A 26,286-nucleotide genomic window follows, 5' to 3' on the forward strand; every position below is an offset into this window, starting at 1 on the left:
TGCGCTCCGCCGGGATAGGGTTTCCGGCATGACAGAGGTCGCCAGAGCCGCCGCCACCGAACTGGACGCGGACGCGGGCCGCAGCGGGCAGGTGGTGCTCGATCGCCTGGTCGCGCTGCTCGACCTGGAGCGGATCGAGGAGAACATCTTCCGCGGCGTCAGCCCGCCGCACTCGCCGGTGCGGGTGTTCGGCGGGCAGGTCGCCGGGCAGGCGCTGGTCGCCGCCGGGCGCACGGTGCCGCCGGAGCGCACCGTGCACTCGCTGCACGCCTACTTCATCCGCGGCGGCGACCCGCGGGTGCCGATCGTCTACGAGGTCGACCGCATCCGCGACGGCCGCTCGTTCACCACCCGCCGGGTGGTCGCGGTGCAGCACGGCAAGGCCATCTTCGCGTTGTCCGCCTCCTTCCAGAAGGCGGAGGCGGGCATCGAGCACGCCGAGGAGATGCCCGACGTGCCCGCGCCGGAGACGCTGCCGACGGTGCAGGAGCGGATCGAGGGCTACCCCGACCTGGCCAGCCTGCACAGCAGGCCGCGGCCGATCGACCTCCGCTACGTCAACGACCCGCCGTGGGTGACCCGCGGCACCGGCAACCCGGCCACCCGCAACCAGGTGTGGATGCGCGCGGACGGCGAGCTGCCCGACGACCAGCTGCTGCACGTGTGCGTGCTGGCCTACGCGTCGGACATGACCCTGCTGGACTCCCCGCTGGCCCGCCACGGCGCCTACTGGGAGCTGGACAAGGTGCTCGGCGCCAGCCTCGACCACGCGATGTGGTTCCACCGGCCGTTCCGGGCCGACGAGTGGTTCCTCTACGACACCGAGTCGCCGTCGGCCTCGAACGCCCGCGCGCTGGCCACCGGCCGCTTCTTCGCCGCCGACGGCACGCTCATCGCCACCGTGGTGCAGGAGGGCCTGCTGCGGGTCCTGTGACGGTCTCCTGTGGACCCGGGGCGTCCATAGGGGACTGGGTTTCGCGCCTGGACGACGGAGTTCCGCGTCGAGGTGATCGAGTTCTGCGTCCGGCGGGCCGAGTTTCGCGTCCGGGAGCCCTTACCCACCCGGCCGGCGCTGCACCGGTCGGGTGATTTCGGTGGAAGGCACGACCGAGCGGCGGCCCCGCGTGCGGGCCCGCCACGGACCGCCGTGCACGCGGTACGCCGTGGCGGGGCCGGATCCTGGCTCTCCGGCGTGCTACCGACGCGGCGAGTCGGCGTTCGCCGTGCCCGCCGAACGGGTGAGCCGGGCCGGGCGCCACTCCACAATGGCGGCTATTGGGTTCAGCTCAGGGTGACCCGTGCACAAGCGGGCTCCCCCACCGAAGTAGTCGCCCCGAAATTCGCCGGATGCACTGGCTCCGCGCCGGAAAATGGAGCAGACTGCGAGCGTACAACGGCGATGTGCAATTTGCAGTCCACCTTCTGGGGACGCGGGCGAAATCGACGTAGTCAATTCATCACGGCGAGTCTGGGCGGCTGGTTAGATATGACGGCAGGGACATCGGCAGGCGAGGAACGCGGCGGAGGTGGCGCGGTGGCGCGTGGGCACGGCCCGACGGTGCGCCGTCGGCGGCTGGCCGGTGAGCTGCGCCGGCTCCGGGAGGCCGCCGAGCTGACCATCGACGAGGTGGGCGAGAAGCTCGAGTGCTCCGCGTCGAAGATCAGCCGGATCGAAACCGGGCACGTCGGGGTCACCCCGCGTGACGTCCGGGACATGCTCGAGCTCTACGGCCTGGTCGGCGACGAGCGCGAGGCGCTGGTCCAGCTGGCCAGGGAGGCCCGCAAGCGCGGCTGGTGGCACGCCTACAACGAGGTGTTCACCGGCACCTTCGTCGGCCTGGAAGCCGATGCCAGTTCGCTGCGCGCCTACCAGGCCCTGCTGGTCCCCGGCCTGCTGCAGACCGAGCGCTACGCGCGCACGGTGATCCGCGCGCTGCGCCCGGACGCCGACGAGAGCGAGCTGCAGCGGCGCGTCGCGGCGCGGATGGCCCGTCAGGAACTGCTCACCGACCCCGCGCCGCCCGAGTACTGGGCGGTGATCGACGAAGCCGTGCTGCACCGGCGGGTCGGCGGGCACGAGGTGATGGTGGAACAGGTTTCCCGGCTGATCGAGGTCGCGGCGATGCCGCACGTGACGCTCCAGGTCGTGCCGTTCGGCGCGGGTGCTCATCCGGGAATGGAAGGACCGTTTCTGATCCTCGGTTTTCCGGAGCAGGCAGATCCGGACGTGGTTTACGTAGACAGCACTTCCAGCGGCCTTTACCTGGAGATGCCGGATGATGTGCGCCGCTATACGCTCATGTTCGATCACCTGCGCGCCACTGCCTTGAAACCGGATGACTCGGTCGAACTCATCGCCGAGTCGGCCGCGCGGCTGGGTGCGGAGCACGCAAAGTAAGGAGTGGGGACCATGTCCGCGAACCTCGTTTTCCTGACCGGTTGGCGCAAGAGCAGCCACAGTGGTGGCGGCAATGACTGCGTCGAAATCGCATTCACCCGTGACGGCGCGGCCGTCCGCGACTCGAAGGACGTCGAGGGCGGTCTGCTCTCCTTCACTTCCCGGGGATGGCAGGGGCTGCTCGACGCCACGCGCGCCGGCCGCCTCGACCCCAGCTGAGCACGCCGAACCGGGCCCCTTACACCCGCCGCGCAGGGGCAAGGCGGGGGTAAGGGGCCTTCGCACGCCCGGACTGCGTGATCGCCCGATGTCCCGGCCCACCCCTCAGGACGAATCTGAGACTCGGCAACGACGGACCGAGACGATCAGGAGCAGACCATGAGGACCGACTGGATGTGGGACGCCGTGCAGGCCGAGGTCGCCTACCGCAACGAGGAACTGCGGCGGGCGGGCAGGCTGACCAGGGTGGTGCGCAGCAGCAGGCCGTTCCGCTGGATGCGCACCAAGCCGCAGGTGCACATACCCGAGCAACGCCGGGGGTCGCACGACGCGGCCGCCTGAGGTGGGCCGCACCACAGGCGTCACGCCACGGGCGAAAACCACCCCGCTCCGAGGCCACCGGTAGGACACAATGCCAACCGTGCCCCGTCTCGGATCCGGAATCCCGCTCGTCGCGCGGACCAGTGAAATGCGCCGGCTTCGCGCCGCGCTCGCCCGTGCCGAGCGCAGCGAAGCCGGCGCCGTGCTGCTGTCGGGGGACGCCGGCGTCGGCAAGACCCGCGTGCTGACCGAGCTGGCCGAGCACGCCGCGGGCCGCGGTGCGCTGGTGCTCACCGGCCGCTGCCTCGACGTGCGGGAGGGCGGTTTGCCGTACCTGCCGTTCGCCGAGGCGCTGACCCCGCTGGCCAGCTCCGGGGACAGCGCGGTGGCCGACGCGGTCCGGGTGCGCCACGCGCTCGGACGGCTGCTGCCGCAGCTGGGCACGGTGGTGCCGCCGAGCGTGGAGTACACCCCGGTGACCGCCAGCGACCACGAAGCGATGGGCCCGGTGCGCGCCGAGCGGGACCTGGGGCAGCTGCAGCTGTTCGACGCGGTGCTCGGCCTGCTCACCGAGCTGTCCGAGCGCACGCCGGTGGTGCTGCTGCTGGAGGACCTGCACTGGGCCGACGGCTCCACCAGGAACCTGTTCTCCTTCCTGCTGTCCCGGCTGCGGGCCCAGCGCCTGCTGGTGGTGGCCACCTACCGCGAGGAGGACGTGCACCGGCGGCACCCGCTGCGGCCGCTGCTGTCCGAGCTGGTGCGGCTGGCCAGCGTGGAGCGGATCGACCTGCCGCCGTTCGGCGAGGCCGACGCCCGCCAGTTCGTCGCCGCGCTGTCCGACGCCGCGCTCGCCCCCGAGGTGCTGACCGGGCTGATCGAGCGGTCGCAGGGCAACCCGTTCTTCCTGGAGGAGCTGCTCGCCTCCTGCACCGACGGCTCGGACCTGCCGACCGGGCTGGCCGAGGTGCTGCTGTCCAGGGTGGAGCGGCTCTCCGCCGACGCGCAGCGGGTGCTGCGGCTGATCTCGGTGGCCAACGGCGGTGTCTCGCACGCCGTGCTGAACGACCTGTCCGGATTGGACGAACTCGCGCTCGACGAGGCGTTGCGCGAAGCCGTGCAGCACCACGTCCTGGTGGTGGACAACGGTTTCCACCTGTTCCGGCACGCGCTGCTGCGTGAGGCGGTCTACGGCGACCTGCTGCCGGGCGAGCGCACCAGGACCCACGCCAAGTACGCGGACCGGTTGCGGCACAACCCGGAAACCCGCGGCGGGCACGCGCTGCTGGCCTACCACAGCCTGGAGAGCAACGACCTGCCCACCGCGCTGGCGGCGTCCAAGCGCGCGGCGGCCGAGGCCGAGCGCATCGGCGCCCCGGCGTCCGCGCTCAAGCACATCGAGCAGGCGCTGGCGATCTGGGACGCGGTACCGGAGAACGAGCGGCCCGAAGGGGTCGACGAGATCAAGCTGCTCAGCGAGGCGTCCTACTTCGCCGGGACCTCGGGTGAGCCGGAACGCGCGATCGCCTACGCACGCAGTGCGGTCAAGGCCATCCACGACGGCGTCTCGGCCGAGCGCGCGGCGACGTTGTGGCGGCGGCTGGCGCAGGCGCTCGGGGCGATGGACGACACGTGGGACGAGTCGGCGGGGGCGATCGCCAAGGCGTGGGAACTGGTCGAGCACGCCGAAGCCTCCCGCACCCGGGCCTGGGTGCTGTCCACCAGGGCGATCATCCAGCGCGGTGACGACAAGCTCGAGGAAGCGCTGTGGAGCGCGCGGAGCGCGGTGGCCGACGCCCGCGCGGTGGGGGCCGACGGGGCCGAGGCCGACGCGCTGGTCACGCTGGCGGTCCTCGCCGAGACCGGCGGGAACATCGAGGAGTCCCACGACCTGCTGCGCCAGGCCCAGCTCAAGGCGGAGCAGGCGGGTGCGCTGAACGTCGGGCTGCGGGCCAGGTACTTCCTCGCCTCCAGTTACGAGGAACTGTCCGAACTGGACTCCGCGCTCGCCGCCTACCGGGACAGCACCCACTACGCCAAGGAGAACGGGCTCACCTGGAGCGCGTTCGGGCTGGAAGCCCGGGCGCGGCACCTGTACCTGCGTTACGTCAGCGGGGACTGGCCGACCGAGGACGGGCGCCCGCAGCGCGGGGTGTCCAGTGCGGTGGCGGCGAGGATGACCGCGTCGTGGGTGTACATCGTGGCGGCCAGGGGGCGGCTCGCCGAGGCCGAGAAGATGGTCGCGAGCCTGCGGTCGGAATGGGGCGCGGACATCCTGATCGCGATCGCCGCCGGTGCGGTCGGCATCGAGGTGGCGTACTGGGGCGGGGACCACGCCGAAGCGGTGCGCCGGACCGACGAGGTGATCCAGCGGCTGGAGAAGTTCGAGCGGTGGTTGCTCGGCGGGGTCCGGATGGTCGCGCTCGGCCTGCGTTCGTGCACGGCGATGGCGAGGGCGGCCAGGGTGCGCGGGGACGCCGCAGCCGAGGCCGAGGCGGTGGCCAAGGGCGAGGAGCTGCTGGCACACGGCCGGGCCTGCCTGGAACACGGGAAACCGCGTTCGGGCACGCTGGGGCCGGAGGGCCGGGCGTGGCAGGCGCGGCTGGCGGCCGAAGCCACCGAGCTGCACGGCGGGTTCGACCCGGCCACCTGGGCGGAAACCGTGGACGCGTTCGGTTATGGCGCGGTTTACGAGCAAGCCGTCGCGCGCCAGCGGCACGCAGCCGCGTTGCTCGGCACCGGTGAGCCCGCCGACGCCGAACTCGCCGCGGCGGAACTGCGGCGGGCGCACGAGGTGGCCGAGCGGCTCGGCGCGAAACCGCTCGGCGACGCCGTTCGCGACCTGGCGCACCGCGCGCGCATCGACCTGCCCGGCCAGCAGCCGCGGCGCGACGTGGTGGACCCGCTGACCGAGCGCGAACGCGCGGTGCTGGAACGGGTGGCGCTGGGCCGGACGAACCGGCAGGTCGGCGAAGAGCTGTACATCAGCGAGAAGACGGTGAGCGTGCACCTGTCCCGGGTGATGGCGAAGCTCGGCGCCAGCCGCCGCGCCGAAGCCGTGGCGATCGCCAAGGACCGCGGTCTGCTGACCGCCTAGTGGAGGAAACCCCGCGTCGGGGCGGGGTTTCCTCCGGGGATCACCTCGGCAGGCGGCGTAGGGCCTTCATGCTGGAGGTCATGCCCTTCACCCAGAGCCGTGGCGGCAGGCCGCGGAAGGGGCGCAGCTTCAATCCGCGCTGCACCGCGATCGCCTGTGCTTCGGTGTACTTCAGCAGGCCCTCGGCGCCGTTGCGGCGGCCGACGCCGGATTCCTTCATACCACCCATCGGCACGCCGACGCTGCCGAACGTGGCCGCGTATCCCTCGTTCACGTTGACCGTGCCCGCTTTCAGCCGCGCGGCGACCGCGGCCCCGGCTCGGGTGTCGCGGCACCAGACGCTGGCGTTGAGGCCGTATTCGGTGTCGTTCGCCCGTGCCACCGCGTCGTCGATCTCGGTGTAACCGTAGATCGACACCACCGGGCCGAAGGTCTCCTCGGCGAACACCTTCGCGGCCGGGGGAACATCGGTGAGCACGGTCGGGGCGTAGAACAGCGGCCCGAGGTCGGGTCGCGGGTGCCCGCCGGTGAGCACGGTCGCGCCGTGTTCCCGGGCGTCGTCGACGTGGGCCGACACGTTCGCCAGCTGGCTCTCCGAGGTCAGCGAGCCCATGTCGGCGGAGTGGTCGAGCTTGGCGCCCAGCCGCAGCGCCTCCGTCTTCGCCACGAAGGCCCTGGTGAACTCCTCGCGAATGCTTTCGTGGACGTAGATCCGCTCCACCGAAACGCACAGCTGGCCCGCCGAGGAGAAGCAGGCGGTGACCGCACCGGCGGCGGCCTTGGCCGGGTTCGCGTCCGGCAGCACGATCATCGGGTTCTTGCCGCCGAGTTCGAGCGAGTACCCGGTGAGCCGGCCTGCCACCTGCTCGGCGAGCCGCTTGCCGGTCGGCGTGGACCCGGTGAAGCAGAGGTAGTCCGATTCCTCGGCCAGCGCGTTCCCGATCGCCGAGCCGCGGCCGAGCACCACCTGCCACACCCCGGCGGGCAGCCCGGCTTCCTCGGCCAGTTCGTGCAGCCACAGCGCGGACAGCGCGGTCTGGTTGTCCGGCTTCTGCACCACCGCGTTGCCCGCCGCCAGCGCGGGCAGCACGTCCATCGCGGTCAGCGCCAGCGGGTAGTTCCACGGGGTGATCACGCCGATCACGCCCTTCGGGTGGCGGATCTCCCCGGCCCTGGTCAGCACCGGGATCACCCCGGCGGCCCGGCGCGGCGCGAGGATGCGGGCGCTGTGCCTGCCGTAGTAGGCGGCGACCAGCGCGGACCCGCTGACCTCGTCGAAGGCGTCCAGCCTCGCCTTGCCCGCTTCGACCTGGACCAGGTCGAGCACCTCGTCCTGGCGGTCGAGCAGCAGGTCGTGCAGGCGGATCAGGATCCGCTGCCGTTCGGTCACCGGCACCGCCGCCCACGCCCGCTGTGCTTCCCGCGCCGCGGCGAACGCGGCCCTGGCCTCGGCGTCGCCTGCCTGGGGGAGGTGGGCGGTGGGCAGGCCGGTGAACGGCGAGGTGATCTCGGCGGGTGCGCGGTCGGCCCCGCCGGTGGCCCGGCGGACCAGCTGGGCGGCCCGCGCGGCCGACGGTGCGCCGACCACCCCGCCCACCGTGCTCGGCCGGGAGAACTGCTGGCCTGTTTGCGCGGGGGTGGTGCTGGTCATGAGCGGCTCCGTTCTGAACGCGAGGTTACCGGCCAGTACAGCATACCGGCGGTACGCGAACAGCGGATACAATGCGAAAGCCGCTCACGTTACCCTGAACGGCGGGTGCCATGAACGGTCCGCCCCGGGACCGTTCATGGCAGCGAGGGTCACTTCGGTGGTTCTTCCTTCTTCGCGAGCTGCTCGGCGGACTCTTCGGCCTTCGCGCCGGCTTCCTGCTCGGTCTTCCCCTCGGCCTTCGCCTCGGGTTCCTGTCCGGCCTTCTGCTCGGTTTCCGCTTCTGGTTCCGGCTCGGTCTTCGCTGGTTCCGCCTCGGGCCGCGCCGTGAGCGAGTCCGTCGTGGCGACCTGGGTGAACGGCGAGATGTACGGCTCGGGCGCCGGGGGAGCGGGCGGCGGAACCGGCTGGTGCTGGACCGGGAACCCGTGTACCGGTGTGCGCGGATCCAGGTACACCTGCACGCCCGGCCCCGGCACCGCCGTGGCCCGCGGCGTGGGCAGCCAGGCGACCAGCAACCCGAGCAGCGCCACCCCGCCACCGCAGACCAGCACCCACAACCCGGTGCCGAGGTGGTACACGGTGCGGAACGAGTACCCGTCGGCATCCTCCGGCGTGGCCAGGCTCTGCGCGCTCGACGCGTTGAGCACCACCATCCACACCGCGATCACGGCGGCCGCGGTGGCCGTGCTCAGCAGCAGCCGCGAGGTCGAGCGCACGCCCGCGCCGGTCTGCCTGCCGGCCGACGCCGCGGTGACGAACGCGCCGATCAGCAGCGCGGCCGCGGCGACGGTGAGCACGATGCCGTACCGCGGCGGGTGCGCGCCCTCGTTCTCGAAGAACGCCGGGCCGTCGCCGTCCTGCTCCTCGACGAGCCATTCCCAGCCGGTGGTCTGCTGGGAGAAGTTCTGCTCACCGTCGGAGACCACCAGGTACTCGGTGTAGGGCAGGAAACTGCCGAAGATGAGCAGCCCGGCCGCCACCAGGGCGAGCACGGCGGCCGCCACCGCGAACCCGTGCACGCCGGCGCGCCGCGGCGGCGGGGGCAGGGGCTGCGGGTACGGCTGGAACTGCGGCGGCGGCATCGCGCCTGCGGTCATCGGAGGACTCCTGTCGGTGCACAGCCCGGAAGGGGACGCCCTGACCATCGCGGGAACCGGCCCGGTTCGTAGCCGGACCGCAACCTTCGAGACCTAACCGTGCCCGTAGAGCAGTACCGCGATCCGCTTCCACTCGTCGAGCAACTGCTTGCGCCGCTTGGGATCCCCGCCCAGTTCGGCGTCCAGTGCCAGCCCGCGGGTGAGGTTGACGGTCAGCCAGAACAGCACTTCGGCGCGGTCGCGCGGCAGTTCACCGGCCACCACCGAGATCTGCTCCAGGGTGGAGCGGCCCAGCGCCCGGTCGACCGGCCGGATCGCCGCCCGCAGCTCGTCGTCGGTGCGGGCGGCCACCCACAGCTCGGTGACGGCCGTGGCCAGCGTGCCGGAGTAGCCCTCCCAGAGCAGGTCGATCGCGGCGGGGATGCCGTCCGCGCCGGAGGGCAGCCGTTCCAGCGAGGCGGCCAGTTCCGACTTGAGCCGGTTCGTCAGGTGCTCGACGGCGGCGGCCATCAGCTCCGCCTTCGCCGAGAAGTGGTGTTGCACGGCGCCCTTCGACACCCCCGCGCGGGCGCAGATCTCCTGCACCGAGGTGCGGGCGTAACCGAGGTCGACCAGGCAGTCGATGGTCGCGTCGAGCAGCGCGGCCCGCGTGTGCGCCCGCCGCTCCGCCTGGGTGCGGTGTGTTGTGCCGGTCACAGCGAAACCCCGTTCCGGTGGGCTTTACCCGACCTGGGCCCCAGATGTACATTCCGAGCAGAACTTACATTCCGATTGGCATGTTTTCCAGTCCGGAGGGTCCGCCGTGCCACTGCAAATCCAGAAGAGCTCATGGAGCAACCCCGATCTCGAGGACTTCCGCGACCTCGCCCGCACCTTCTGCCAGAAGGAGCTGGTGCCCAACCAGGAACGCTGGATGGCGGAGAAGAAGGTCGACCGCGAGCTGTGGACCAAGGCCGGTGAGGTCGGCCTGCTCGCGCTGTCGATCCCGGAGGAGTACGGCGGTGGTGGCGGCACCTTCGCCCACGAGGCCGTGCTCTACGAGGAGCAGGCCCGCTGCGGGGACGGCGCCTGGGGGGTGACGGTGCACAACGGCATCGTCGCGCACTACCTGCTCCACTACGCCACCGAGGAGCGCAAGCGGGAGTGGCTGCCGAAGTTCGCCTCCGGCGAGTTCGTCGGCGCGGTCGCGATGACCGAGCCGGGCACCGGCTCCGACCTGCAGAACATCAAGACCCGCGCGGTGCGCGACGGCGACGAGTACGTGCTCAACGGCGCCAAGACCTTCATCACCAACGGCTACCACGCCGACCTGGTGGTGGTCGCCTGCAAGACCGATCCCGACGCCGGTGCGCAGGGCGTCTCGCTGATCGCGGTGGAAACCGGCACGCCGGGCTTCCGGCGCGGCCGGGTGCTGGACAAGGTGGGGCTGAAGGGCCAGGACACCGCCGAGCTGTTCTTCGACGACGTGCGCGTGCCCGCGGCGAACCTGCTCGGCGAAGAGGGGCACGGCTTCATCCAGCTGATGCAGCAGCTGCCGCAGGAGCGGCTGATCATCGCGGTGACCGCGGTGGCGGGCATGGAGGCGGCGATCGACCAGACCATCGCCTACACCAAGGACCGCACCGCCTTCGGCAGGCCGATCTTCGGCTTCCAGAACACCAAGTTCAAGCTGGCCGAGGCGGCCACCGAGGCCGCGGTCGCCCGTGCCTTCCTCGACCAGTGCATCGAGCGCCACCTCAAGGGCGAGCTGGACGTGCAGGGCGCGGCGATGGCGAAGCTGTGGACCACCGAGCGGATCAACCGGGTGGTCGACGACTGCCTGCAGCTCTTCGGCGGATACGGCTACATGACCGAGTACCCGATCGCGCGGGCCTGGGCGGACATCCGGATCTCCCGGATCTTCGGCGGGACCAGCGAGATCATGAAGGAAATCATCTCGAGGACGCTCTGACATGGCTGGAACCGGCCCGCTCGCCGGGCTCAAGGTGATCGAACTGGCCGGGCTCGCGCCCGCCCCGTTCGCCTGCACGGTCCTGGCCGACCTCGGCGCCGACGTGATCCGGGTGGACCGCGCCAAGCCCGGCGAGGACGTGCTGGGCTTCGCGTACGACCCGCTGATGCGCGGCAGGCGCTCGATCGGCGTGAACACCAAAACGCCCGAAGGCGTGGAACTGGTGCTCAAGCTGGCCGAACGCGCCGACGTGCTGATCGAGGGCTTCCGGCCGGGCGTGGCCGAGCGCATGGGTCTCGGCCCGGAGCGGGTGCACGCCCGCAACGCGCGCCTGGTCTACGGCCGGATGACCGGCTGGGGCCAGGACGGCCCGCTGGCCCCGGCGGCCGGGCACGACATCAACTACGTCGGCCTGGCCGGGGCGCTGGAGCCGATCGGCCGGGCCGGTGAGCGGCCGGTGCCGCCGCTGAACCTGGTCGGCGACTTCGGCGGCGGTGGCCTGCTGCTGGCGATGGGCGTGCTGGCCGCGTTGCACGAGCGGACGTCCTCGGGGCGCGGTCAGGTGGTCGACGCCTCGATGGTGGACGGCGCGGCCCTGCTCACCACGCACCTGCACGGCCTGCGGGCGGCGGGGGTGTGGCCGGGTGCACGCGGTGAGAACCTGCTCGACGGCGGCGCGCCGTTCTACGACACCTACGAGACCGCCGACGGCAAGTACGTCGCGGTCGGCGCGATCGAGATGCGCTTCTGGGCGGATCTGGTCCGGGTGCTCGGCCTCGACCCGGCGGAGCTGCCGGTGCACCTGGACAAGAACGAATGGCCGCGGCTGCGCGAGATCCTCACCGAGGCCATCGGCAAGCACACCAGGGACGAGCTGGTGGCCATGGCCGAGGGCACCGACGCCTGCCTGACCCCGGTGCTTTCGCCGTGGGAGGCGGCCGAGCACCCGCACAACCGGGCCCGCGGCACCTTCGTCGAGATCGGCGGGGTGGTGCAGCCCGCGCCGGCCCCCCGGTTCGACCGGACGCCGCCGGGCACCCCGGAGCCGCCGCACGAGAAAGGGGCGGACACGAACGAGGTGCTGGCCGAGTTCGGCTTGGCCGGCGCGGAAGTCGACCGGCTTCGGAGCGCTGGAGCCATTAGTTAACGTACGGTAACCCTCCGTGCTCGGAACACGCTCGGTCAGCTCGGTTCACCATCGAGTGCCGGGCGTGTCCGACCGGGTAATCGAGCCCCCGACTTCTACACTGCGTAGGAGATCGTCACCTACTCGGTGTGCACGGCTACGCGCATTGGCGTGAAAGCCTGTTCGAAACGGGTGGGCGGGTGCAGGATGACGGTCGAGGCTGGATTTCGACTACGGCGACGCCCCGCGCGTGGCCGCCGGGCACTTCAGGATGGAGCCATGTCGCCGCAAATCAAGAAGATTCTGCTCGTCGGCGTCGTCGCGCTCGTGTTGTTCCTGCTGATCACCCAGCCAACGCAGTCCGCGGAGGCGGTGCAGACCGCCCTCGGCTGGCTCCGCGACGGCGCGGAAGCCCTGGTCACCTTCGTGAAGAGCCTGTTCGCCTGATCGGCGGCACCGTCCACTTCGGCCGGCCCCGGCCCGTGCCGGTGGGGCCGGCCGCGAGCGTGTCCGAATTCGGGCGAATCACGCATAGTCACCTTTCCCAAATTCCGGGCGGGGCGCTCGACCATCCGGGTGGATATCGACGTTCAATGCACTGGTAGACGGATTCATCCGCGGCAAACACTGGCGTAAGCGGGCCCGGGCCCCCTACGGTGCTCACATTGCGTGATCGTCTGGTTCTCATGGACCCGCGTCCGGTTCCTCGTTTCGAACAAAGCCCCTCGCTGTTCGACTCGGGCTGAACCCAACGCGGCGCATGGGTAAGGAGGCAGGGATGACCGGGGATCCCCGAGTGGACGCGTTGATCCAGCAGTGGGCGGCCGAGCGCGAGCAGAGCGCCGAGGAGCGCGAAGCGGACCGGATCGCGTCCGCGTGGCTCGCCGACATGCCACAGGCCCCGCCGGGGATTCCCGGGCAGCGGGCGCGGACCGGCTCGACCGGCTGGGCGCCGCTGGAGGCGGCCGACCCCGGTTACGTGGAGGCCATGCGCGACCGCCTGCCGGACGTGCCGGTGGACCTGCTCAGCGCGGCCGCCGGCTGGTGGCAGATGATCGGCCCGGTGGCCGAGGCGGAGAAGTGGTGGGACGCCGGGCTCAGCCCGCTCGACCAGCGCGCCCTCGACTACCGCGCGGCCGGGCTCACCCCGGCCGACCTCGGCAAGCGGCTCGGCCCGATGACCGTGCTGCAGCACCTGCGCCGCGGCAGCGCGCCCGCGTGGTGCGTGGCCCGGCTCGCCCGCCAGCGCCGCGACGCGGGCTGACCGCCCTTCCGCCAACCGGGACGCGTAACGCTGGCCCGCGCCGGGTCGTTAGCCTGACGGAGTCGGTGCGGGTGAGAGGGTGCGCGAGTTGACCAAGGGCCGAGCCGCGGGTGTCGCCGGGCGAGCCGGAATCGTGACCGCGGTGCTCGCGGTGGCCGGTGCGGGGGTGTGGGTGGTCGCCACGGCCAGCGTGCCCGAGGCCGGTCCGATCACCACCGAAGTCCCCGCGTTGCAGATCCAGGCGGCGGCGGTGGAGCCGGGCACGCAGGCGCCGGTGGGCGCCTCGGTCGGCGGGGCGCAGCAGCAGGGCCAGCCGCAGCAGCAGCGGTCCACCCGGGAGTTGCTGGCGGGCTGGGCGCAGCGGGCCGAGCCGGTGGTCGGTGTGCCGGCACGGGCGCTGCAGGCGTACGGGCACGCCGAACTGGCGGTGCGGGCGGAGATCCCCGGCTGCAAGCTCTCGTGGGCGACGCTGGCGGGAATCGGGCGGATCGAGTCCAACCACGGCCGGTACGGCGGGGCGGCGCTGGGTGCCGACGGCCTGCCGTCCAAGCCGATCATCGGGGTGCCGCTGGACGGTTCACCCGGGGTGAAGGCCATCGGCGACACCGACGGCGGCCGGTTCGACGGCGATTCCACGCACGACCGCGCCGTCGGCCCGATGCAGTTCATCCCGGGCACCTGGGCGAGGTACAACTCCGACGGCAACGGTGACGGCATCGGCGACCCCCAGCAGATCGACGACGCCGCACTGGCCGCCGGCCGCTACCTGTGCGCCGGTTCGCGGGACATGGCCGCCGCGCAGGGGTGGTGGGCCGGGATCATGTCGTACAACAACTCGATCGAGTACGCGCAGAAGGTCTTCGGCCTGGCCGACGGCTACGCCAAGGCCGCCAGGACGATGAGCGACAGCTGACCCGGGGAACCGGGCATTTCGGGTGGGAGACGGATCACCCGGGCGGGGGTGCTAGCGTCGGGGGCATGGCCACGTCCCCCGTCGTCCGGCGCCTGGCGATCGCCGGGGTGTGCTTGCTGAGCCTGCTGCTCTGCTGCGGCCTGGCCTGGTGGCAGTGGGAGAAGTTCTCCTCGGCGAACGGCACCTTCCAGAACCTCGGTTACGTGCTGCAGTGGCCGCTGTTCGGCCTGTTCCCGGCCTTCATGTTCTGGCGCATCCGCCGCCTGCGGCTCAACGCCGAGGCACAGGCGGAAACCGCACCCGCCGGGGAGCCGGTCCCGGAACCGCTCCGGCTCCCCGCGCCGAGGGTGTCGAGGGAAGTGCCGGTCGAACCCGAGGACGCCGAGCTGGCGGCGTACAACGCGTACCTCGCCGAACTCGCGGCACGTGACGAAGAAAGCAGGAAGTAGCAGATGGTGGGCACCCAGGACGGCACAGAGCGCGTCGCGAACCTGAGCGGGCCGCTGACCCGGTTCCGCGTGGCCGCCTACGTCACCGGCGTCGGCCTGCTGGGCCTGGTCGTGGTGATGATCTGGCGCTACGTCTTCGACAACCCCGGCCCGTCGGCGGTGTACTCGCCGATCCACGGTGTCGTCTTCATGGTCTACGCCGCGCTCACCATCGACCTGGCGATCAAGGCCCGCTGGTCGTGGAAGGCGGTGGCCGGGGTGCTGCTGGCCGGGTGCATCCCGTTCGTCTCCTTCCTGGTCGAGCGCAAGGTCACCGCGAAGGTGCAGGCGGGCGAGCGGCTGTAGCCGCCCGGCCGCGGAAGCTCAGCGCCACCAGCAGCGTGCCGGCGGCGATGACCGCCGCCGCGGTGAACGCCGCGGTCATGCCCGCCGTCAGCACCCGGGCCGGTTCCCCGCTCGTCTCCCGTGACACCACGCCGAACACGGTGACCAGCACGGCCAGTCCCACCGTGGCTCCGAGTTGCTGCATGGTCTGCAGCACCCCGCCCGCCGCCCCGGCGTCCCGCGGGTGCACGCTGCCCATGATGATCACGTTGAGCGGGGTGAACGCGGTTCCCGCGCCCAGCCCCATCAGCAGCATCGGGCCGAACAGGCCGGGGAAGTAGGCGGTGTCCGGGGTCAGCTGGGTGAGCCAGGCGAGCCCGGCCACCATCAGCAGGCACCCGGTGACCGCCAGCGCCTTCGGCCCGAACCGGGGCAGCAGCCGCGGCACCAGCCTGCTCAGCCCGAAAACCGCGCCGGCCATCGGCAGGAAGGCGACCCCGGTGGCCAGCGGCCCGAACCCGCCGACCTCCTGCATGAACTGGGTGAGGAAGTAGAACATCGACATCATCGCCATCGGCCCGAAGAAGAAGTTGAGGTAGGCCGCGGCGCGGTTCCGGTCGGCGAACAGGGTCAACGGCATCAGCGGCTGGCGCGTGCGCAGTTCGACCACCGCGAACACCGCCAGCAGCACCACCCCGCCCGCCAGGCTGAGCACGGTGACGGCGGTGGCCCAGCCGTCGGACGCGGCGTGGTTGAAGCCGTAGACCAGCGCCGCGATGCCGATCGTGGCCAGCAGCGCGCCTGGCAGGTCCAGCCGGGCGCGGTGACGCGGTGGTTCGGCGACGAACCGCTTGGCGAGCAGGCACACCGCGATGCCGAACGGCACGTTGATGAACAACGTGGCCCGCCAGGAGAACCAGTCGGTGAGCAGGCCGCCGACCAGCAGGCCGAGCGCGAACCCGCCGCTGGACACGCTGGTGAACAGGGCCAGCGCCCTGGTGCGGGCGGCCGGTTCGGGGAAGGTGGTGGTGATCAGCGCCAGCGTGCCCGGCCCGGCGGCCGCGGCCCCCACGCCCTGCAGCACCCTGGCCGCGACCAGCCAGAACGCCGAGTCGGCGAGGCCGCCGAGCAGGGAGGCGAAGGTGAACACGGCGACGCCGGACAGGAACAGCCGCCGCCTGCCGAACAGGTCACCCGCCCGGCCGCCGAGCAGCAGCAGGCCGCCGAAGACCAGGCTGTAGGCGGTGATCACCCAGGACAGGCCGGTCGGGGTGAAGCCGAGTTCGGCCTGGATGCCGGGCAGCGCCACGTTCATCACGGTGACGTCGAGGACGAGCATGAGCTGGGCGGTGAGCACGGCGGCCAGTGCCAGGCCCGGCCTGGCCGAAGGTGGTGCGGGAAGCGTGGTTGCGGACACGAAGTTGTCTCCAAAGCAGCGGGAACCCCAGGACGGCTAAGCGGAGAGATTGTCCGGTTAGCTGCGGGTTAGCATAGGGAGAGTGTCTCCGGTTACGCAAGTCCAACCGGAGAACCTGTCCGCTTAGCTCGACGAGGAGGTCGCGATGCGCGCCGACGCACGCCGCAACTACGAGCGGATCGTCGCCGTCGCGCGGGAGCTGTTCGCGGAGAAGGGCACCGAGGTACCGCTCGACGAGGTGGTCAGACGGGCCGAGGTCGGCGCGGGCACGCTCTACCGGCACTTCCCGAACCGGGACTCGCTGGTCGAAGCGGTCTACCGCGAGGAGATCGGGGCGCTGGCCGACCACGGCCGCCGGATCTCGGCGGAAGCGGCGCCCGGTGAGGTCATCCCGCTCTGGCTGCGTGAGCAGGTCCGCTTCCTCACCCGCAAGAAGGGCCTGGTGGTGGCGCTCAAGGCGTCGCTCGACCAGGAGTGCGAGGTGTTCTCGTGGGCGCACGCGGTGCTGCACGAGGTCGCCGACGAGGTGCTGGCCGCGGCCGGGGCGCACGTGCGGCCCGAGGTCACCAGGATCGACCTGCTGCGCCTGGGGCACGGTTTGTGCGTGGCGACCGAGCGCGCGACTCCGGAGGAGGCGGAGCGCTTGCTGGAGATCGTGGTCAGTGGGTTACGCCCGGTCTGAGTGGCGCACCGAGTACGCGGTCCCGCACGTCCGCCCTGAGGTCATCAATGTGGGTGTGCTGCGCCGGGCGCGGTTTGTGCGTGGCCAAGCGAGCCGCTGGCGAGGAGGCGGAGCGGCTACTGGAGGTCATGGTCAGTGGGTTACGCCCGTGCACCGAGTACGGCGGCGCGGTGCCGCCGCGGCGGCACGGCAGGTCCGGCTCGAGGTCACCAGGATCGACCTGCTGCGCCTGGGGCACGGTTTGTGCGTGGCGACCGAGCGCGCGACTCCGGAGGAGGCGGAGCGCTTGCTGGAGATCCTGGTCAGTGGGTTACGCCCGGTCTGAGTGGCGCACCGAGTACGGCGGCACGGTGCCCCCGCGCAGCGTCTCCTCGTCCATGGAGGACGGGCGGTAGGCCAAGGTGGCCAGCCGGGCGGTCATCGTCGCCTCCGGGTCGGGGAGCACGTCCGCGCGCCCGGACAGGAACGCCCACTCGTGCTCGTCGGATCCGAAGTAGACGGTGGTGCCGAAGACCTCGGTGAACCGGTGGTGCAGCGCCAGCAGGGTCTCGTTGCGCCACAGCGTCGGGCAGCCCGCCTGGCAGCAGACCACCCCGCCGGGCGCGAGCACCCTGGTGCACCGGCGCAGGAAATCCGTGCTGTACAAGCGGTTGTGCTGGGCCGACGGGTCGGTGTTCTCGTCCGGCAGGTCGATCACCACCAGGTCGTAGCGGTGCTCGGTCTCGGCCAGGAACGACCAGCCGTCCCGATACCACACGCGCGTGGTCTCGCTGCCGCGCTCGGCCGCGGTGAGTTCGGCGGGGGAGTAGCCGTAGGGCAGGTGCTCGGCGCAGGCGCGCACGGCCTCGGTGTCGATGTCGACGTGGTCGACGAACGCACCGGCGGCCACCGCGATCTGCGTGGCGACCCCCTCGCTGGACCCGACCACCAGCACGCGTGACCGGCCGTCCGCGAGCAGCAGCGGCGGCACCATCAGCGCTTCGTGGTAGACGAGCTGGCTGGCTTCCGTGCTCTGCCGTTCGTCGTCGCAGAACAGGGACACGCCCTGCGCGGTGCGCGCGATCACCAGGTGCTGGTAGTCGGTGCGGGTGTCGAGCAGCACCTCGTCCAGCTCCCACACCCTGCTCAGCCCGGCCCCCACCGGCTCGACGATGCTCGGCACTTCAGCTCCCGGAGTTGTTGTGCGGCAGCACCACGCGGTGCCCGCGGTCGACGGTGGACGAGATGACCGACCGCGTGCCCAGCGCCTCGGCCAGCAGTTGGACGGCCAGTTCCGGGTCGGCGCGCTCCCCGCAGGTGAACACGTCGACGAACACCGCGCCGAGTTCCGGGTAGGTGTGCACGGAGGCGTGGGACTCGGCGAGCATGGCCAGCACGGTCACACCCTGCGGTTCGAACCGGTGGTCCTGCAGCCCGACCACCGTCGCCCCCGCCGACTCCATCACCTCGCGCAGCGTGGCCCGCAGGAACGCCGCGTCGTCCAGCAGCGCCGGAGCCACCCCGTGCAGTTCGGCGAGCACGTGCCTGCCCGCGAACAAACCGACTTCAGCCGTCATCCTCCACCCCCGTCCGGAGACAATACGTGCGCAGCGGCGGGATCCCGTTGAAGGCCACCGAAGAGTAGCTCGCGGTGTACGCACCGGCGTCGAGGATGTCCAGCCGGTCACCGCCGCGCAGCGACAGCGGCAGCTCGTACGGCGTGCGCTGGTAGAGCACGTCGTCGCCGTCGCAGGTCGGCCCGGCCAGGATCACCGGCCCGGTTTCCGCCGAGTGCTCGCCCACCGGTTCGAACCGGTAGGCGATGGCCTCGTTCTCCGTCTCGGCGAGGCCGTTGTACCGGCCCACGTCGAGGTAGACCCAGCGGTGGGCATCCACAGTGGACTTGCGGGCGGTCAGCACCACCTCGGCCCGGATCAGCCCGGCGGTGGCCACCAGCGCCCGGCCCGGCTCCATCAGCAGCTCCGGCACCCCGGCCGGGAAGTGCCGCCGCAGCGAGCCGGAGATGGCGGCGGCGTACGCGGCGGGCGCCGGAGCCCCGTCGCGATAGGTGGTGCCGAGGCCGCCGCCCAGGTTGAGCCGCCGCAACGGCACCTCGGCCGCGATCTTCGCCGCCGCCGCGATCCCGGCGTCCCAGGCATCCGGGTCCAGTTGCTGCGAGCCGACGTGGAAGGCCACCCCGGCCGCGTCGAGCCCCAGCTCGGCCGCCCGTTGCAGCAGGACGAGCGCCAGTTCCGGAGCGCAGCCGAACTTCCGGCCGAACGGGGTGACCGAGGCCGGGCCGTCCACCAGGATCCGCACCGACACCGACGCTCCCGGTGCGTGCCCGGCCAGGTTCTCGAGGTCCTCTTCGGCGTCGAAGACGTAGTCCCGGACACCGGCCGCGTACGCGCTCGCGATGTCGGCGGGCTTCTTGATCGTGTTGCCGTAGGACAGTGCTCCCGGCGCCGCCCCGCAGGCCAGGCACAGCTCGATCTCGGCGGGACTGGCCACGTCGAACCGCGACCCGGCCGCGACGAGCGCCCGGACCACGGCGGGCTCGGGGTTCGCCTTGACCGCGTAGTACAGCGCGACACCGTCGAACAGGGCGGACAGCTCGTCATAGCGGGCCCGCACCACGTCGACGTCGACCACCAGGCACGGCGTCGGCGGGTCCACCCGCGCCAGGAACTCCCGGATCCGCTCAGCGCTCACCCGATCGAGGGTAGGTCAGGCCCCGATGCCGGTGATCGAGCGGACCTCCATCTCGGCCTGCTTGCGCGGGTCCTCCCGGCGACCGGCCAGCGCACCGGCGAACCCGCAGAGGAAGGAGAACGGAATGGACACCAGACCCGGGTTCCGCAGCGGGAACCAGCTGAAGTCCACCCCCGGGAACAGCGAGTCCGGCGCGCCGGAGACCACCGGCGAGAACAGCACGAGCACCAGGCAGGCGCCGAGCCCGCCGTAGATGCCCCACAGCGTGCCGGTGGTGTTGAACCGCTTCCAGAACAACGAGTACAGCAGCGTGGACAGGTTCGCCGAGGCCGCCACCGCGAAGGCCAGCGCGACCAGGAAGGCCACGTTCTGCCCGTTGGCCAGGATGCCGCCGGCGATGGCCAGCGCGCCGATCACCACCGCGGTGATCCGCGCCACCCGCACCTCCTCGGCGGGCTCGGCCCGGCCGCGCTTGAAGATGTTGGCGTAGACGTCGTGCGCGAACGAGGCCGACGCGGTGATGGTCAGCCCGGCGACCACGGCGAGGATGGTGGCGAACGCCACCGCGGCCACCACGCCGAGCAGCAGCGTGCCGCCGATGTGCAGGGCCAGCAGCGGCGCCGCCGAGTTCTCGCCGCCGGGGGAGCCGAGGATCTCGTCCGCGTCGACCAGCGCCGCCGCGCCGAAGCCGAGCACCAGCGTGCACAGGTAGAAGACCAGCATGCAGCCGGTCGCCCAGACCACCGACCGGCGCGCCTCGGCCGAGTTCGGCACGGTGTAGAAGCGCATCAGCACGTGGGGCAGCGCGGCGGCGCCGAGGATCAGCGCGACCGAGAGCGAGACGAAGTCGAGCTTGCTGGTCCCGGTGGCGCCGTAGAGCCCACCCGGTTCGAGCAGCCGGTCGCCGAGCGGGCTGTTGTCCGCGGCCGCGGAGAGCAGGTCCGAGAAGCTGAAGCCGAACTTGCCGAACAGGAACACCGTCATCAGCGCCACGGTCAGGATCAGCACGGCCGCCTTGATGATCTGCACCCACGTGGTCCCCTTCATGCCGCCGACCAGCACGTAGAGCACCATCACCAGGCCGACCACGCCGATCACCAGCGCCTGGCCGAAGCCGCTGTCGATGTCCAGCAGCAACGCGATCAGCCCGCCGGCGCCCGCCATCTGCGCCAGCATGTAGAACAGCGAGATGACCAGCGTGGAGGTGGCCGCGGCGGCCCGCACCGGGCGCTGGCGCATCCGGAAGCTGAGCACGTCGCCCAGGGTGAACCGGCCGGTGTTGCGCAGCAGTTCGGCGATCAGCAGCAGGTCGACCAGCCAGGCGACGAGGAAGCCGATCGAGTAGAGGAAGCCGTCGTAGCCGTGGATCGCGATGGCCCCGGCGATGCCGAGGAACGAGGCGGCGGACAGGAAGTCACCCGAAAGAGCGATCCCGTTCTGCCGCCCGGTGAACGCGCTGCCCGCGGCGTAGTAGTCCGAAGTGGACGAGGAGCGGCTGCTGGCGCGGTAGACCACGAACAGGGTGATGGCGACGAACAGGGCGAACACCGCGATGTTGACCACCGGGTCGCTCTCGGTGGGCGCGTTCACCGGCCGAGGCCCCGCCGCAGCGCGGCCACCTGCGGGTCCACCCGCCGGCTGGCGAAGCGCAGGTAGGCGGCGGTGATCAGTACGGTCGAGGCGAACTGGGCCAGACCGAGCAGCATGGCCACGTTCACCGCGCCGAAGACCGGGGTGCTCATGAACTCGTGGGCGTAGGCGGCGAGCAGCACGTAGCCCAGGTACCAGGTGAAGAAGAGCAGGCTCATCGGGAAGACGAACCGCCGCAGCCGCGAGCGCAGCGCGGTGAACTCGGGGCTGCGCTGGATGGCCTGGTAGTCCGGGCCGGCCTGCCGGGGCGCACCGGCCGCCGCCGAGGACCCCGGCCCGCCGAACATCAGCGGCAGCTGCCCGGTCTCCTCCAGCGCGTTCCTCGGATCGGGCTCGTTGGCCGGCATCGTTCCTCCTACACGAGCGGGGGCGGCGGTCATCGTAGCCACGCCGAATCGGCGGCCGGAAAGCGACCGGGGCTGAATCGAGGCAGCGGAGAAACGATCTTTACGGACGGGGAAAGCGCAGAAGAATGGCCTTCGTCACACGAAATAGTGAGTCCGCCGGTGACGGGCTGTTCCATTCTTCGAGGCGCGTTGCGGCATCTGTGCGCTGTTCCGGATAAGTGTCACCCGGCTGGATCACCACAGGTGATGGTGGTTGTGTGTACCGCGGCGCCGGTGCTACCGCACGGCCGCAGGGAATGATTCTCCATTTGCGACAGTGGGTGGAAAGAAGGTCCCGATCTCCGTTGAACCAGGATCAACACCACATCTTCGGGGACAAATTGCAGCTCAAGTCCGGTTCCAGTGGCACGGTAGGTATGAGTTTGCCGGCGGTGACGGCGGGTGATGGGCTATGTGGGTGACATGGCGTTCGGGGAAAGGACGAGGACTGTAACCGGAATTGGCGCTGCCGCCCGTCCGGGTGCGCCCGTCCTGGCCGCCGGCCCCCGACGAGCACCATTTTTGCAGGTCAGTAGGTGTTTGCTGACGCGTTCGAACAATCACACTATTGGTGTACGATTCCGGCACCACGCTGACTTTGTGATCGATTGGGTGCTGCTGTTGTCCCCGTGCACGTGCAGATGGCATGTTGCGTCGTGCCGTGCATCCGCGCGGGGCGATGCACGCGCCACAGCAGCGACGACGCCGAACAGGGAGTCACTTTCGTGACCGGTGCAGGAGAAGGCCAAGTGCCTGTTGGAAAGCTGCTCGGCAGGCCGCCCCGGCGGCCGTCGAGGTGGCGTTCGCTGACCCGGTGGCGCGACTGGAACCTCCCGGTGAAGCTGGCCGCGGTGACCCTGGTGCCGATCCTGCTCGCCATCGTGCTCGGCGTGCTGACCATCGGCAGCCAGGTCGAGCGGTCGAGCAGCTACCAGCGGATGGACCGGCTGGTCGCGCTGGGCGGGCAGCTCCGCACCACGCTGGAACAGTTGCAGGCCGAGCGGGTGCGCACGGCCGAGTTGCTGGTGCAGACCACCGCGGCGGGCTCGCCGGAGCTGGCCGACCTGCGGGCCCGCACCGACGGCGCGCTGCCCGGCCTGGACGCCGCCGTGGAGCGGGCCACCGCGCTGGACCAGGGTGTGGTCAGCCCGGCGCGGGAGGCCGACGACCAGCTGTCCCGGCTGGGCCAGATCCGCGAGCAGGTGGACGACGGCGGCCTGGAACCGGCGCAGGCGATCACCGAGTACACCGCCGTGGCCACGGGGTTGCTCAAGCTGCACACCGCGCTGACCGCGAGCATCAGCGACGACGCCGTCGGCGGCACCCCGAGCGCGCTGCACGACCTGCTGGTGGCCAAGGAGCAGGTGTCGCAGGCGCAGGCGCTGGTCGGCTACGGCATCGCCCGGCGCACGCTCTCGCCTGCCGAGCTGAACCAGTTGCGCACCACCGAGGTGCGCCTGACCGACCGGCTGGCCGACTTCCGCGCGGCGGCGTCGCAGGAGCAGCGGCAGGACTTCGACACCACGGTGGCCGGGCCCAGTTTCGAGACCAGGGACACCCTGGTCCGCACCGCGCTCGGGGACCAGGGCCGGTCGCCGGAGGAAGCGCTGCGCGAGACCTCGGCACAGCAGTGGGCGGACAGTTCGACCGCCGTCGGCAGCAGGCTTTCCGAGGTCAGCGGCAGGCTCGGTGACCGGCTGAGCTCGGTCTCGGCGACCCTGGCCGACCGGGCCAGCACCGGCGCCGGGGTGCTCACCGTGCTGCTGTTCGCCGCGCTGGTGCTGGCCGCGGCGGTGGTGTTCCTGATCACCCGGCAGCTGCTGCGGTCGCTGCGGGTGCTGCGGGCCAGTGCGCTGGACATCGCCGAGAAGCAGCTGCCCGCGGCGGTGGAGAACATCCAGGAGGGCCGTCCGCAGAGCACCGACGTGCAGCCCGTGCCGGTGACGGCCGAGGACGAGGTGGGTGAGGTCGCCCGCGCGTTCGACGCGGTGCACAGCCAGGCGTTGCGGCTCGCGGTCGAGCAGGCGGCGATGCGCACCGGGTACAGCAGCGTCTTCGTCAACCTGTCGCGGCGCAGCCAGAGCCTGGTGCAGCGGCAGCTGCAGCTGATCGAACGGCTGGAGCGCGACGAGGAGGACGCCGACCAGCTGGCCACGCTGTTCCAGCTCGACCACCTCGCCACCCGGATGCGCCGCAACAACGAGAACCTGATGGTGCTCTCCGGTGCCGAGCCCGCGCGGCGGTCCGGGCAGCCGGTGTCCACAGCGGACATGCTGCGTGCGGCGGTCTCGGAGATCGAGCAGTACCAGCGGGTGGTCGTGCAGCCGCCGCCACCGGCCAGGGTGGTCGGGTACGCGGCCAGCGACCTGATGCGCCTGATCGCCGAACTGCTCGACAACGCCACCGCGTTCTCCGCGCCGGAAACCCAGGTGACCGTGGCGACCCGGTTGTCGGAGGACCGCGTGCTCTCGGTGGACATCCTGGACAAGGGCATCGGGATGAACGAGGCCGAGGTCGCCGAGGCCAACACGCGGCTGACCGAAGCCGGTTCGATCGACCTGGCCACTTCGCGGCGGATGGGCCTGTTCGTGGTTGGGCGCCTGGCCGGGCGGCACGGCATCGGCGTGCTGCTGCACGGCGGCCGCGACATCGTCGGGGTGCGCGCGACGGTGACCGTGCCGTCGGAACTGGTGCTGGAGGCGGTGCCCGGCACCGGCACCCGGCCGCGGCTGGCGCCAACGTCCACTCCGGCCACCCAGCCGGCCGGGGCGCTGCCGCGGCGGAAGCCCAACGGGGTCAGCCGGTCCGGGGTGCTGCCGGTGTCCGTGCCCGCCCAGGGCGGTGCGCTGGAACGGCGGTTGAGCGGGGCGGAGGTGCCCGCTCCGAAGGAGTCTTCCGGGACCGGGTTGTTCGAACCGGTCACGCCGTACGAGGAGCCGACCGCCGAGCCGGAACCGCCTGCCGCTCCGCTGACTTCGAAGCCGAAGCCCGCCGAGAGCGAGGCCGAAGTGACGTTGCCCGCCGGGAAGGCGCTGTTCGTGTCGTCTTCTGAGGTGGGCAGCAGCAGCGGCGTGCTCAGCGACTGGTGGTCCGCCGCGGTGCCGCCGGAGCCCGAACCGGCGGAGCCGGAAAACACCCCCATCTTCGACGCGATGCTCTCGGCTTGGTTCCGCAAGAGCGAGCCGGAGGCGGAGGAAGCGCCCGAAGCCGCGTCGGAGCCGGACTGGGACTTCCCGTCGGACGAAAGCTGGCGGGCGGTGGAGACGGTGTCCAAATCGGAGCCGTCGAGCTTCACCGCGGCCGGCCTGCCGCGCCGGCGGCGGGGCGAGCAGCTGCTCCCGGGCAGCGCGGCGACCGCGGCCGCGCCGGCGCCGGTCGCCAAGGGCACCGACCTCCCGGTCCGCGACCCGGCGAACATCCGCGGGCGGTTGAGCAGCTTCCAGCAGGGCGTGAACCGGGGCCGGAAGGAAACGGGGAGGCTGGTGGGGGAGCCCGCCGCCGTCCAGTCCACCCTCGGCCCGGCACCCGCCCCGGAACCCGGCGCCTCCGCGAAGCCCGGGACCGAGCCGAAAGCTCAGCCGGAACAGGCTGCGGCAGGCGCGTCGGCCGCCCTGCCCAAGCGGACGAAACCCGGCCAGGCAGCGGCCTCGAAGCCCGAGTCGCCGGTGAATGGCACCGCCCCAGCCGACCAGGCCGCCACGCCGAAGCCCGCCGCGAAGCCAGAACTTCCTGTGGCAGCCGCACAGCCCGAGTCGCCCACGCCGACCGGTCAGGCCGCGGTGCCCGGCCAGACAGCGAAGCCGAAACGAGCAGCGCTGCCCAAGCGGGCGAAGCCCGGCCAAGCTGTGAAGCGGGAACAGGCTGCGAAACCCGAGCAGGCCGTGAAACCCGAGCAGACTGCGAAACTCGAGCAGGCTGCGAAACCCGAGCAGGCTGCGAAACTCGAGCAGGCCGCGCAACCCGAGCAGGCCGTGAAACTCGAGCAGGCCGCAAAGCCGAGTCAGGCCGGGCCCGCCGAGTCCGCTGAGCCCGCGAAGTCCGAGCAGCCCGCCAAGCCGGAGCCCGCGCCAGCCGTGAAGCCTGAGCCAACCACGGAGCCGACCACATCGACCCAAACCGCGAAGCCCGAGCAGACCGGGGAGCCAGCCACCCCGGCTCAAACCGCGAAACCGGACCGCGCCAACCACATCGCAACGCCGGACCGAACCGCGAAGTCGGGCCGGATCGCAGGGCTGGACCAAACCGCGGAGCTGGACCGAACCACAGGGACCGAGCCAACCGCAGCTCTCAAGCCAACCGCCGAGCCGGGCCGAGCCCTGAATGCCGCGCCAGCCGCAGAGTCGGGCCGAGCCCTGAATCCGGAGCCAACCGCTGAGCTGGGCCGAGCTGCGAAACCCAAGGCCATCGCAGAGCGGAACCGAAGGGCAAAAGCCGCGCCGACTACAGAGGCGGGCCGAACCGCAAAAGCTGAGCCCACCGCTGAGCTGGATCGAAGTGCAGGGGCCGAGTCGATCGCAGAGCTCAAGCCAACCGCTGAGCTGGGCCGAGCCGCGAAACCCGAGGCCACCGCCGAGCCGAGCCGAAGCGCAAAAGCCGAGGCCACTGCAGAGGCGGGCCGAACCGCGAAACCCGGGCCAACGGCAGAGCCGGACC

At 71.5% G+C, this 26,286-nt stretch carries 24 protein-coding genes; 15 read left to right on the forward strand and 9 right to left on the reverse strand.

All coding sequences use genetic code 11. The annotated features are described in order from the left end of the window. Window positions 1–28 precede the first annotated feature (28 nt). The 5 genes from tesB to AC07EG_RS10375 all read left to right on the forward strand — a co-directional run bounded on the left by tesB (window position 29) and on the right by AC07EG_RS10375 (window position 6,032). Window positions 29–934, forward strand: coding sequence for an acyl-CoA thioesterase II (gene tesB, locus AC07EG_RS10355; RefSeq protein WP_478252748.1), 906 nt, complete (start codon window positions 29–31; stop codon window positions 932–934). Between the two features lie 600 nt (window positions 935–1,534). Continuing rightward, window positions 1,535–2,398 carry a helix-turn-helix domain-containing protein gene (locus tag AC07EG_RS10360; RefSeq protein WP_478253081.1) on the forward strand — a complete coding sequence of 288 codons (864 nt, stop codon included), beginning with the start codon at window positions 1,535–1,537 and terminating at the stop codon, window positions 2,396–2,398. A 12-nt stretch (window positions 2,399–2,410) separates the two neighbouring features. After that, window positions 2,411–2,617 carry a DUF397 domain-containing protein gene (locus AC07EG_RS10365; RefSeq protein WP_478252749.1) on the forward strand — a complete coding sequence of 69 codons (207 nt, stop codon included), beginning with the start codon at window positions 2,411–2,413 and terminating at the stop codon, window positions 2,615–2,617. A 159-nt stretch (window positions 2,618–2,776) separates the two neighbouring features. After that, on the forward strand, window positions 2,777–2,959 hold the full coding sequence (locus AC07EG_RS10370) for a hypothetical protein (RefSeq protein WP_478252750.1): 183 nt from the start codon (window positions 2,777–2,779) through the stop codon (window positions 2,957–2,959). A gap of 70 nt (window positions 2,960–3,029) precedes the next feature. Continuing rightward, on the forward strand, window positions 3,030–6,032 hold the full coding sequence (locus tag AC07EG_RS10375; protein WP_478252751.1) for a helix-turn-helix transcriptional regulator: 3,003 nt from the start codon (window positions 3,030–3,032) through the stop codon (window positions 6,030–6,032). A gap of 40 nt (window positions 6,033–6,072) precedes the next feature. Here AC07EG_RS10375 and AC07EG_RS10380 read toward each other — a convergent pair whose 3' ends face one another. The 3 genes from AC07EG_RS10380 to AC07EG_RS10390 all read right to left on the reverse strand — a co-directional run bounded on the left by AC07EG_RS10380 (window position 6,073) and on the right by AC07EG_RS10390 (window position 9,476). Beyond that, window positions 6,073–7,683 carry a succinic semialdehyde dehydrogenase gene (locus AC07EG_RS10380; RefSeq protein ID WP_478252752.1) on the reverse strand — a complete coding sequence of 537 codons (1,611 nt, stop codon included), beginning with the start codon at window positions 7,681–7,683 and terminating at the stop codon, window positions 6,073–6,075. A gap of 149 nt (window positions 7,684–7,832) precedes the next feature. Beyond that, window positions 7,833–8,780, reverse strand: coding sequence for a hypothetical protein (locus AC07EG_RS10385; protein WP_478252753.1), 948 nt, complete (start codon window positions 8,778–8,780; stop codon window positions 7,833–7,835). Window positions 8,781–8,873: 93 nt separating this feature from the next. After that, window positions 8,874–9,476, reverse strand: a complete 603-nt coding sequence (locus AC07EG_RS10390; RefSeq protein WP_478252754.1) for a TetR/AcrR family transcriptional regulator — start codon at window positions 9,474–9,476, stop codon at window positions 8,874–8,876. A gap of 106 nt (window positions 9,477–9,582) precedes the next feature. Between AC07EG_RS10390 and AC07EG_RS10395 the strand changes: the two genes are divergently transcribed. The 7 genes from AC07EG_RS10395 to AC07EG_RS10425 all read left to right on the forward strand — a co-directional run bounded on the left by AC07EG_RS10395 (window position 9,583) and on the right by AC07EG_RS10425 (window position 14,828). Next, window positions 9,583–10,731, forward strand: a complete 1,149-nt coding sequence (locus tag AC07EG_RS10395) for an acyl-CoA dehydrogenase family protein (protein WP_478252755.1) — start codon at window positions 9,583–9,585, stop codon at window positions 10,729–10,731. A gap of 1 nt (window position 10,732) precedes the next feature. Continuing rightward, on the forward strand, window positions 10,733–11,878 hold the full coding sequence (locus tag AC07EG_RS10400) for a CaiB/BaiF CoA transferase family protein (protein ID WP_478252756.1): 1,146 nt from the start codon (window positions 10,733–10,735) through the stop codon (window positions 11,876–11,878). Window positions 11,879–12,136: 258 nt separating this feature from the next. Then, window positions 12,137–12,304, forward strand: coding sequence for a hypothetical protein (locus tag AC07EG_RS10405; RefSeq protein WP_206809537.1), 168 nt, complete (start codon window positions 12,137–12,139; stop codon window positions 12,302–12,304). Between the two features lie 331 nt (window positions 12,305–12,635). Then, on the forward strand, window positions 12,636–13,121 hold the full coding sequence (locus AC07EG_RS10410; protein ID WP_478252757.1) for a helix-turn-helix transcriptional regulator: 486 nt from the start codon (window positions 12,636–12,638) through the stop codon (window positions 13,119–13,121). 88 nt (window positions 13,122–13,209) lie between these two features. After that, window positions 13,210–14,034: a lytic transglycosylase domain-containing protein gene (locus AC07EG_RS10415; RefSeq protein ID WP_478252758.1), complete on the forward strand. Its 825-nt coding sequence runs from the start codon at window positions 13,210–13,212 to the stop codon at window positions 14,032–14,034. 65 nt (window positions 14,035–14,099) lie between these two features. Continuing rightward, on the forward strand, window positions 14,100–14,483 hold the full coding sequence (locus tag AC07EG_RS10420; RefSeq protein ID WP_478252759.1) for a hypothetical protein: 384 nt from the start codon (window positions 14,100–14,102) through the stop codon (window positions 14,481–14,483). Window positions 14,484–14,486: 3 nt separating this feature from the next. Next, window positions 14,487–14,828, forward strand: coding sequence for a DUF3817 domain-containing protein (locus tag AC07EG_RS10425; protein WP_478252760.1), 342 nt, complete (start codon window positions 14,487–14,489; stop codon window positions 14,826–14,828). Here the strand turns inward: AC07EG_RS10425 and AC07EG_RS10430 are convergent. After that, window positions 14,794–16,224: an MFS transporter gene (locus tag AC07EG_RS10430; RefSeq protein WP_478252761.1), complete on the reverse strand. Its 1,431-nt coding sequence runs from the start codon at window positions 16,222–16,224 to the stop codon at window positions 14,794–14,796. The genes AC07EG_RS10425 and AC07EG_RS10430 overlap by 35 nt on opposite strands. Window positions 16,225–16,369: 145 nt before the next feature. Here AC07EG_RS10430 and AC07EG_RS10435 point away from each other — a divergent pair, with 145 nt between their 5' ends. Together AC07EG_RS10435 and AC07EG_RS10440 are read left to right on the forward strand one after the other, a co-directional pair. Next, on the forward strand, window positions 16,370–16,906 hold the full coding sequence (locus tag AC07EG_RS10435; protein WP_478252762.1) for a TetR/AcrR family transcriptional regulator: 537 nt from the start codon (window positions 16,370–16,372) through the stop codon (window positions 16,904–16,906). Between the two features lie 148 nt (window positions 16,907–17,054). After that, complete coding sequence (locus tag AC07EG_RS10440; protein ID WP_478252763.1) at window positions 17,055–17,231, forward strand: SbtR family transcriptional regulator; 177 nt, start codon at window positions 17,055–17,057, stop codon at window positions 17,229–17,231. On the opposite strand, the gene AC07EG_RS10445 is transcribed toward AC07EG_RS10440, so the two are convergent. The 5 genes from AC07EG_RS10445 to AC07EG_RS10465 are packed head-to-tail and all read right to left on the reverse strand — an operon-like array spanning window position 17,217 to window position 21,594. Beyond that, window positions 17,217–18,068, reverse strand: coding sequence for a spermidine synthase (locus AC07EG_RS10445; protein WP_478252764.1), 852 nt, complete (start codon window positions 18,066–18,068; stop codon window positions 17,217–17,219). The genes AC07EG_RS10440 and AC07EG_RS10445 overlap by 15 nt on opposite strands. 1 nt (window position 18,069) lies before the next feature. Continuing rightward, the gene (gene speD, locus AC07EG_RS10450) at window positions 18,070–18,462 is read right to left on the reverse strand and encodes an adenosylmethionine decarboxylase (protein WP_478252765.1); all 393 of its coding nucleotides are present in this window, start codon (window positions 18,460–18,462) and stop codon (window positions 18,070–18,072) included. Beyond that, window positions 18,452–19,597, reverse strand: a complete 1,146-nt coding sequence (locus AC07EG_RS10455; protein ID WP_478252766.1) for a type III PLP-dependent enzyme — start codon at window positions 19,595–19,597, stop codon at window positions 18,452–18,454. Before AC07EG_RS10455 ends, speD begins: the two co-directional genes overlap by 11 nt. 15 nt (window positions 19,598–19,612) lie before the next feature. Continuing rightward, entirely contained in the window at window positions 19,613–21,187 is a 1,575-nt protein-coding gene (locus AC07EG_RS10460) for a solute symporter family protein (protein WP_478252767.1), read from the reverse strand. Continuing rightward, window positions 21,184–21,594 (reverse strand): DUF485 domain-containing protein, encoded by a 411-nt coding sequence (locus tag AC07EG_RS10465; RefSeq protein WP_478252768.1) that lies wholly within the window; start codon window positions 21,592–21,594, stop codon window positions 21,184–21,186. The genes AC07EG_RS10460 and AC07EG_RS10465 overlap by 4 nt, the downstream gene beginning before the upstream one ends. Before the next feature lie 788 nt (window positions 21,595–22,382). On the opposite strand from AC07EG_RS10465, the gene AC07EG_RS10470 reads away from it, so the two are divergent. Next, window positions 22,383–26,286, forward strand: a 3,904-nt coding sequence (locus tag AC07EG_RS10470; protein ID WP_478252769.1) for a sensor histidine kinase, incomplete at its 3' end; no start/stop codon positions are given.

The organism is Amycolatopsis sp. NPDC045836, from assembly GCF_056431745.1.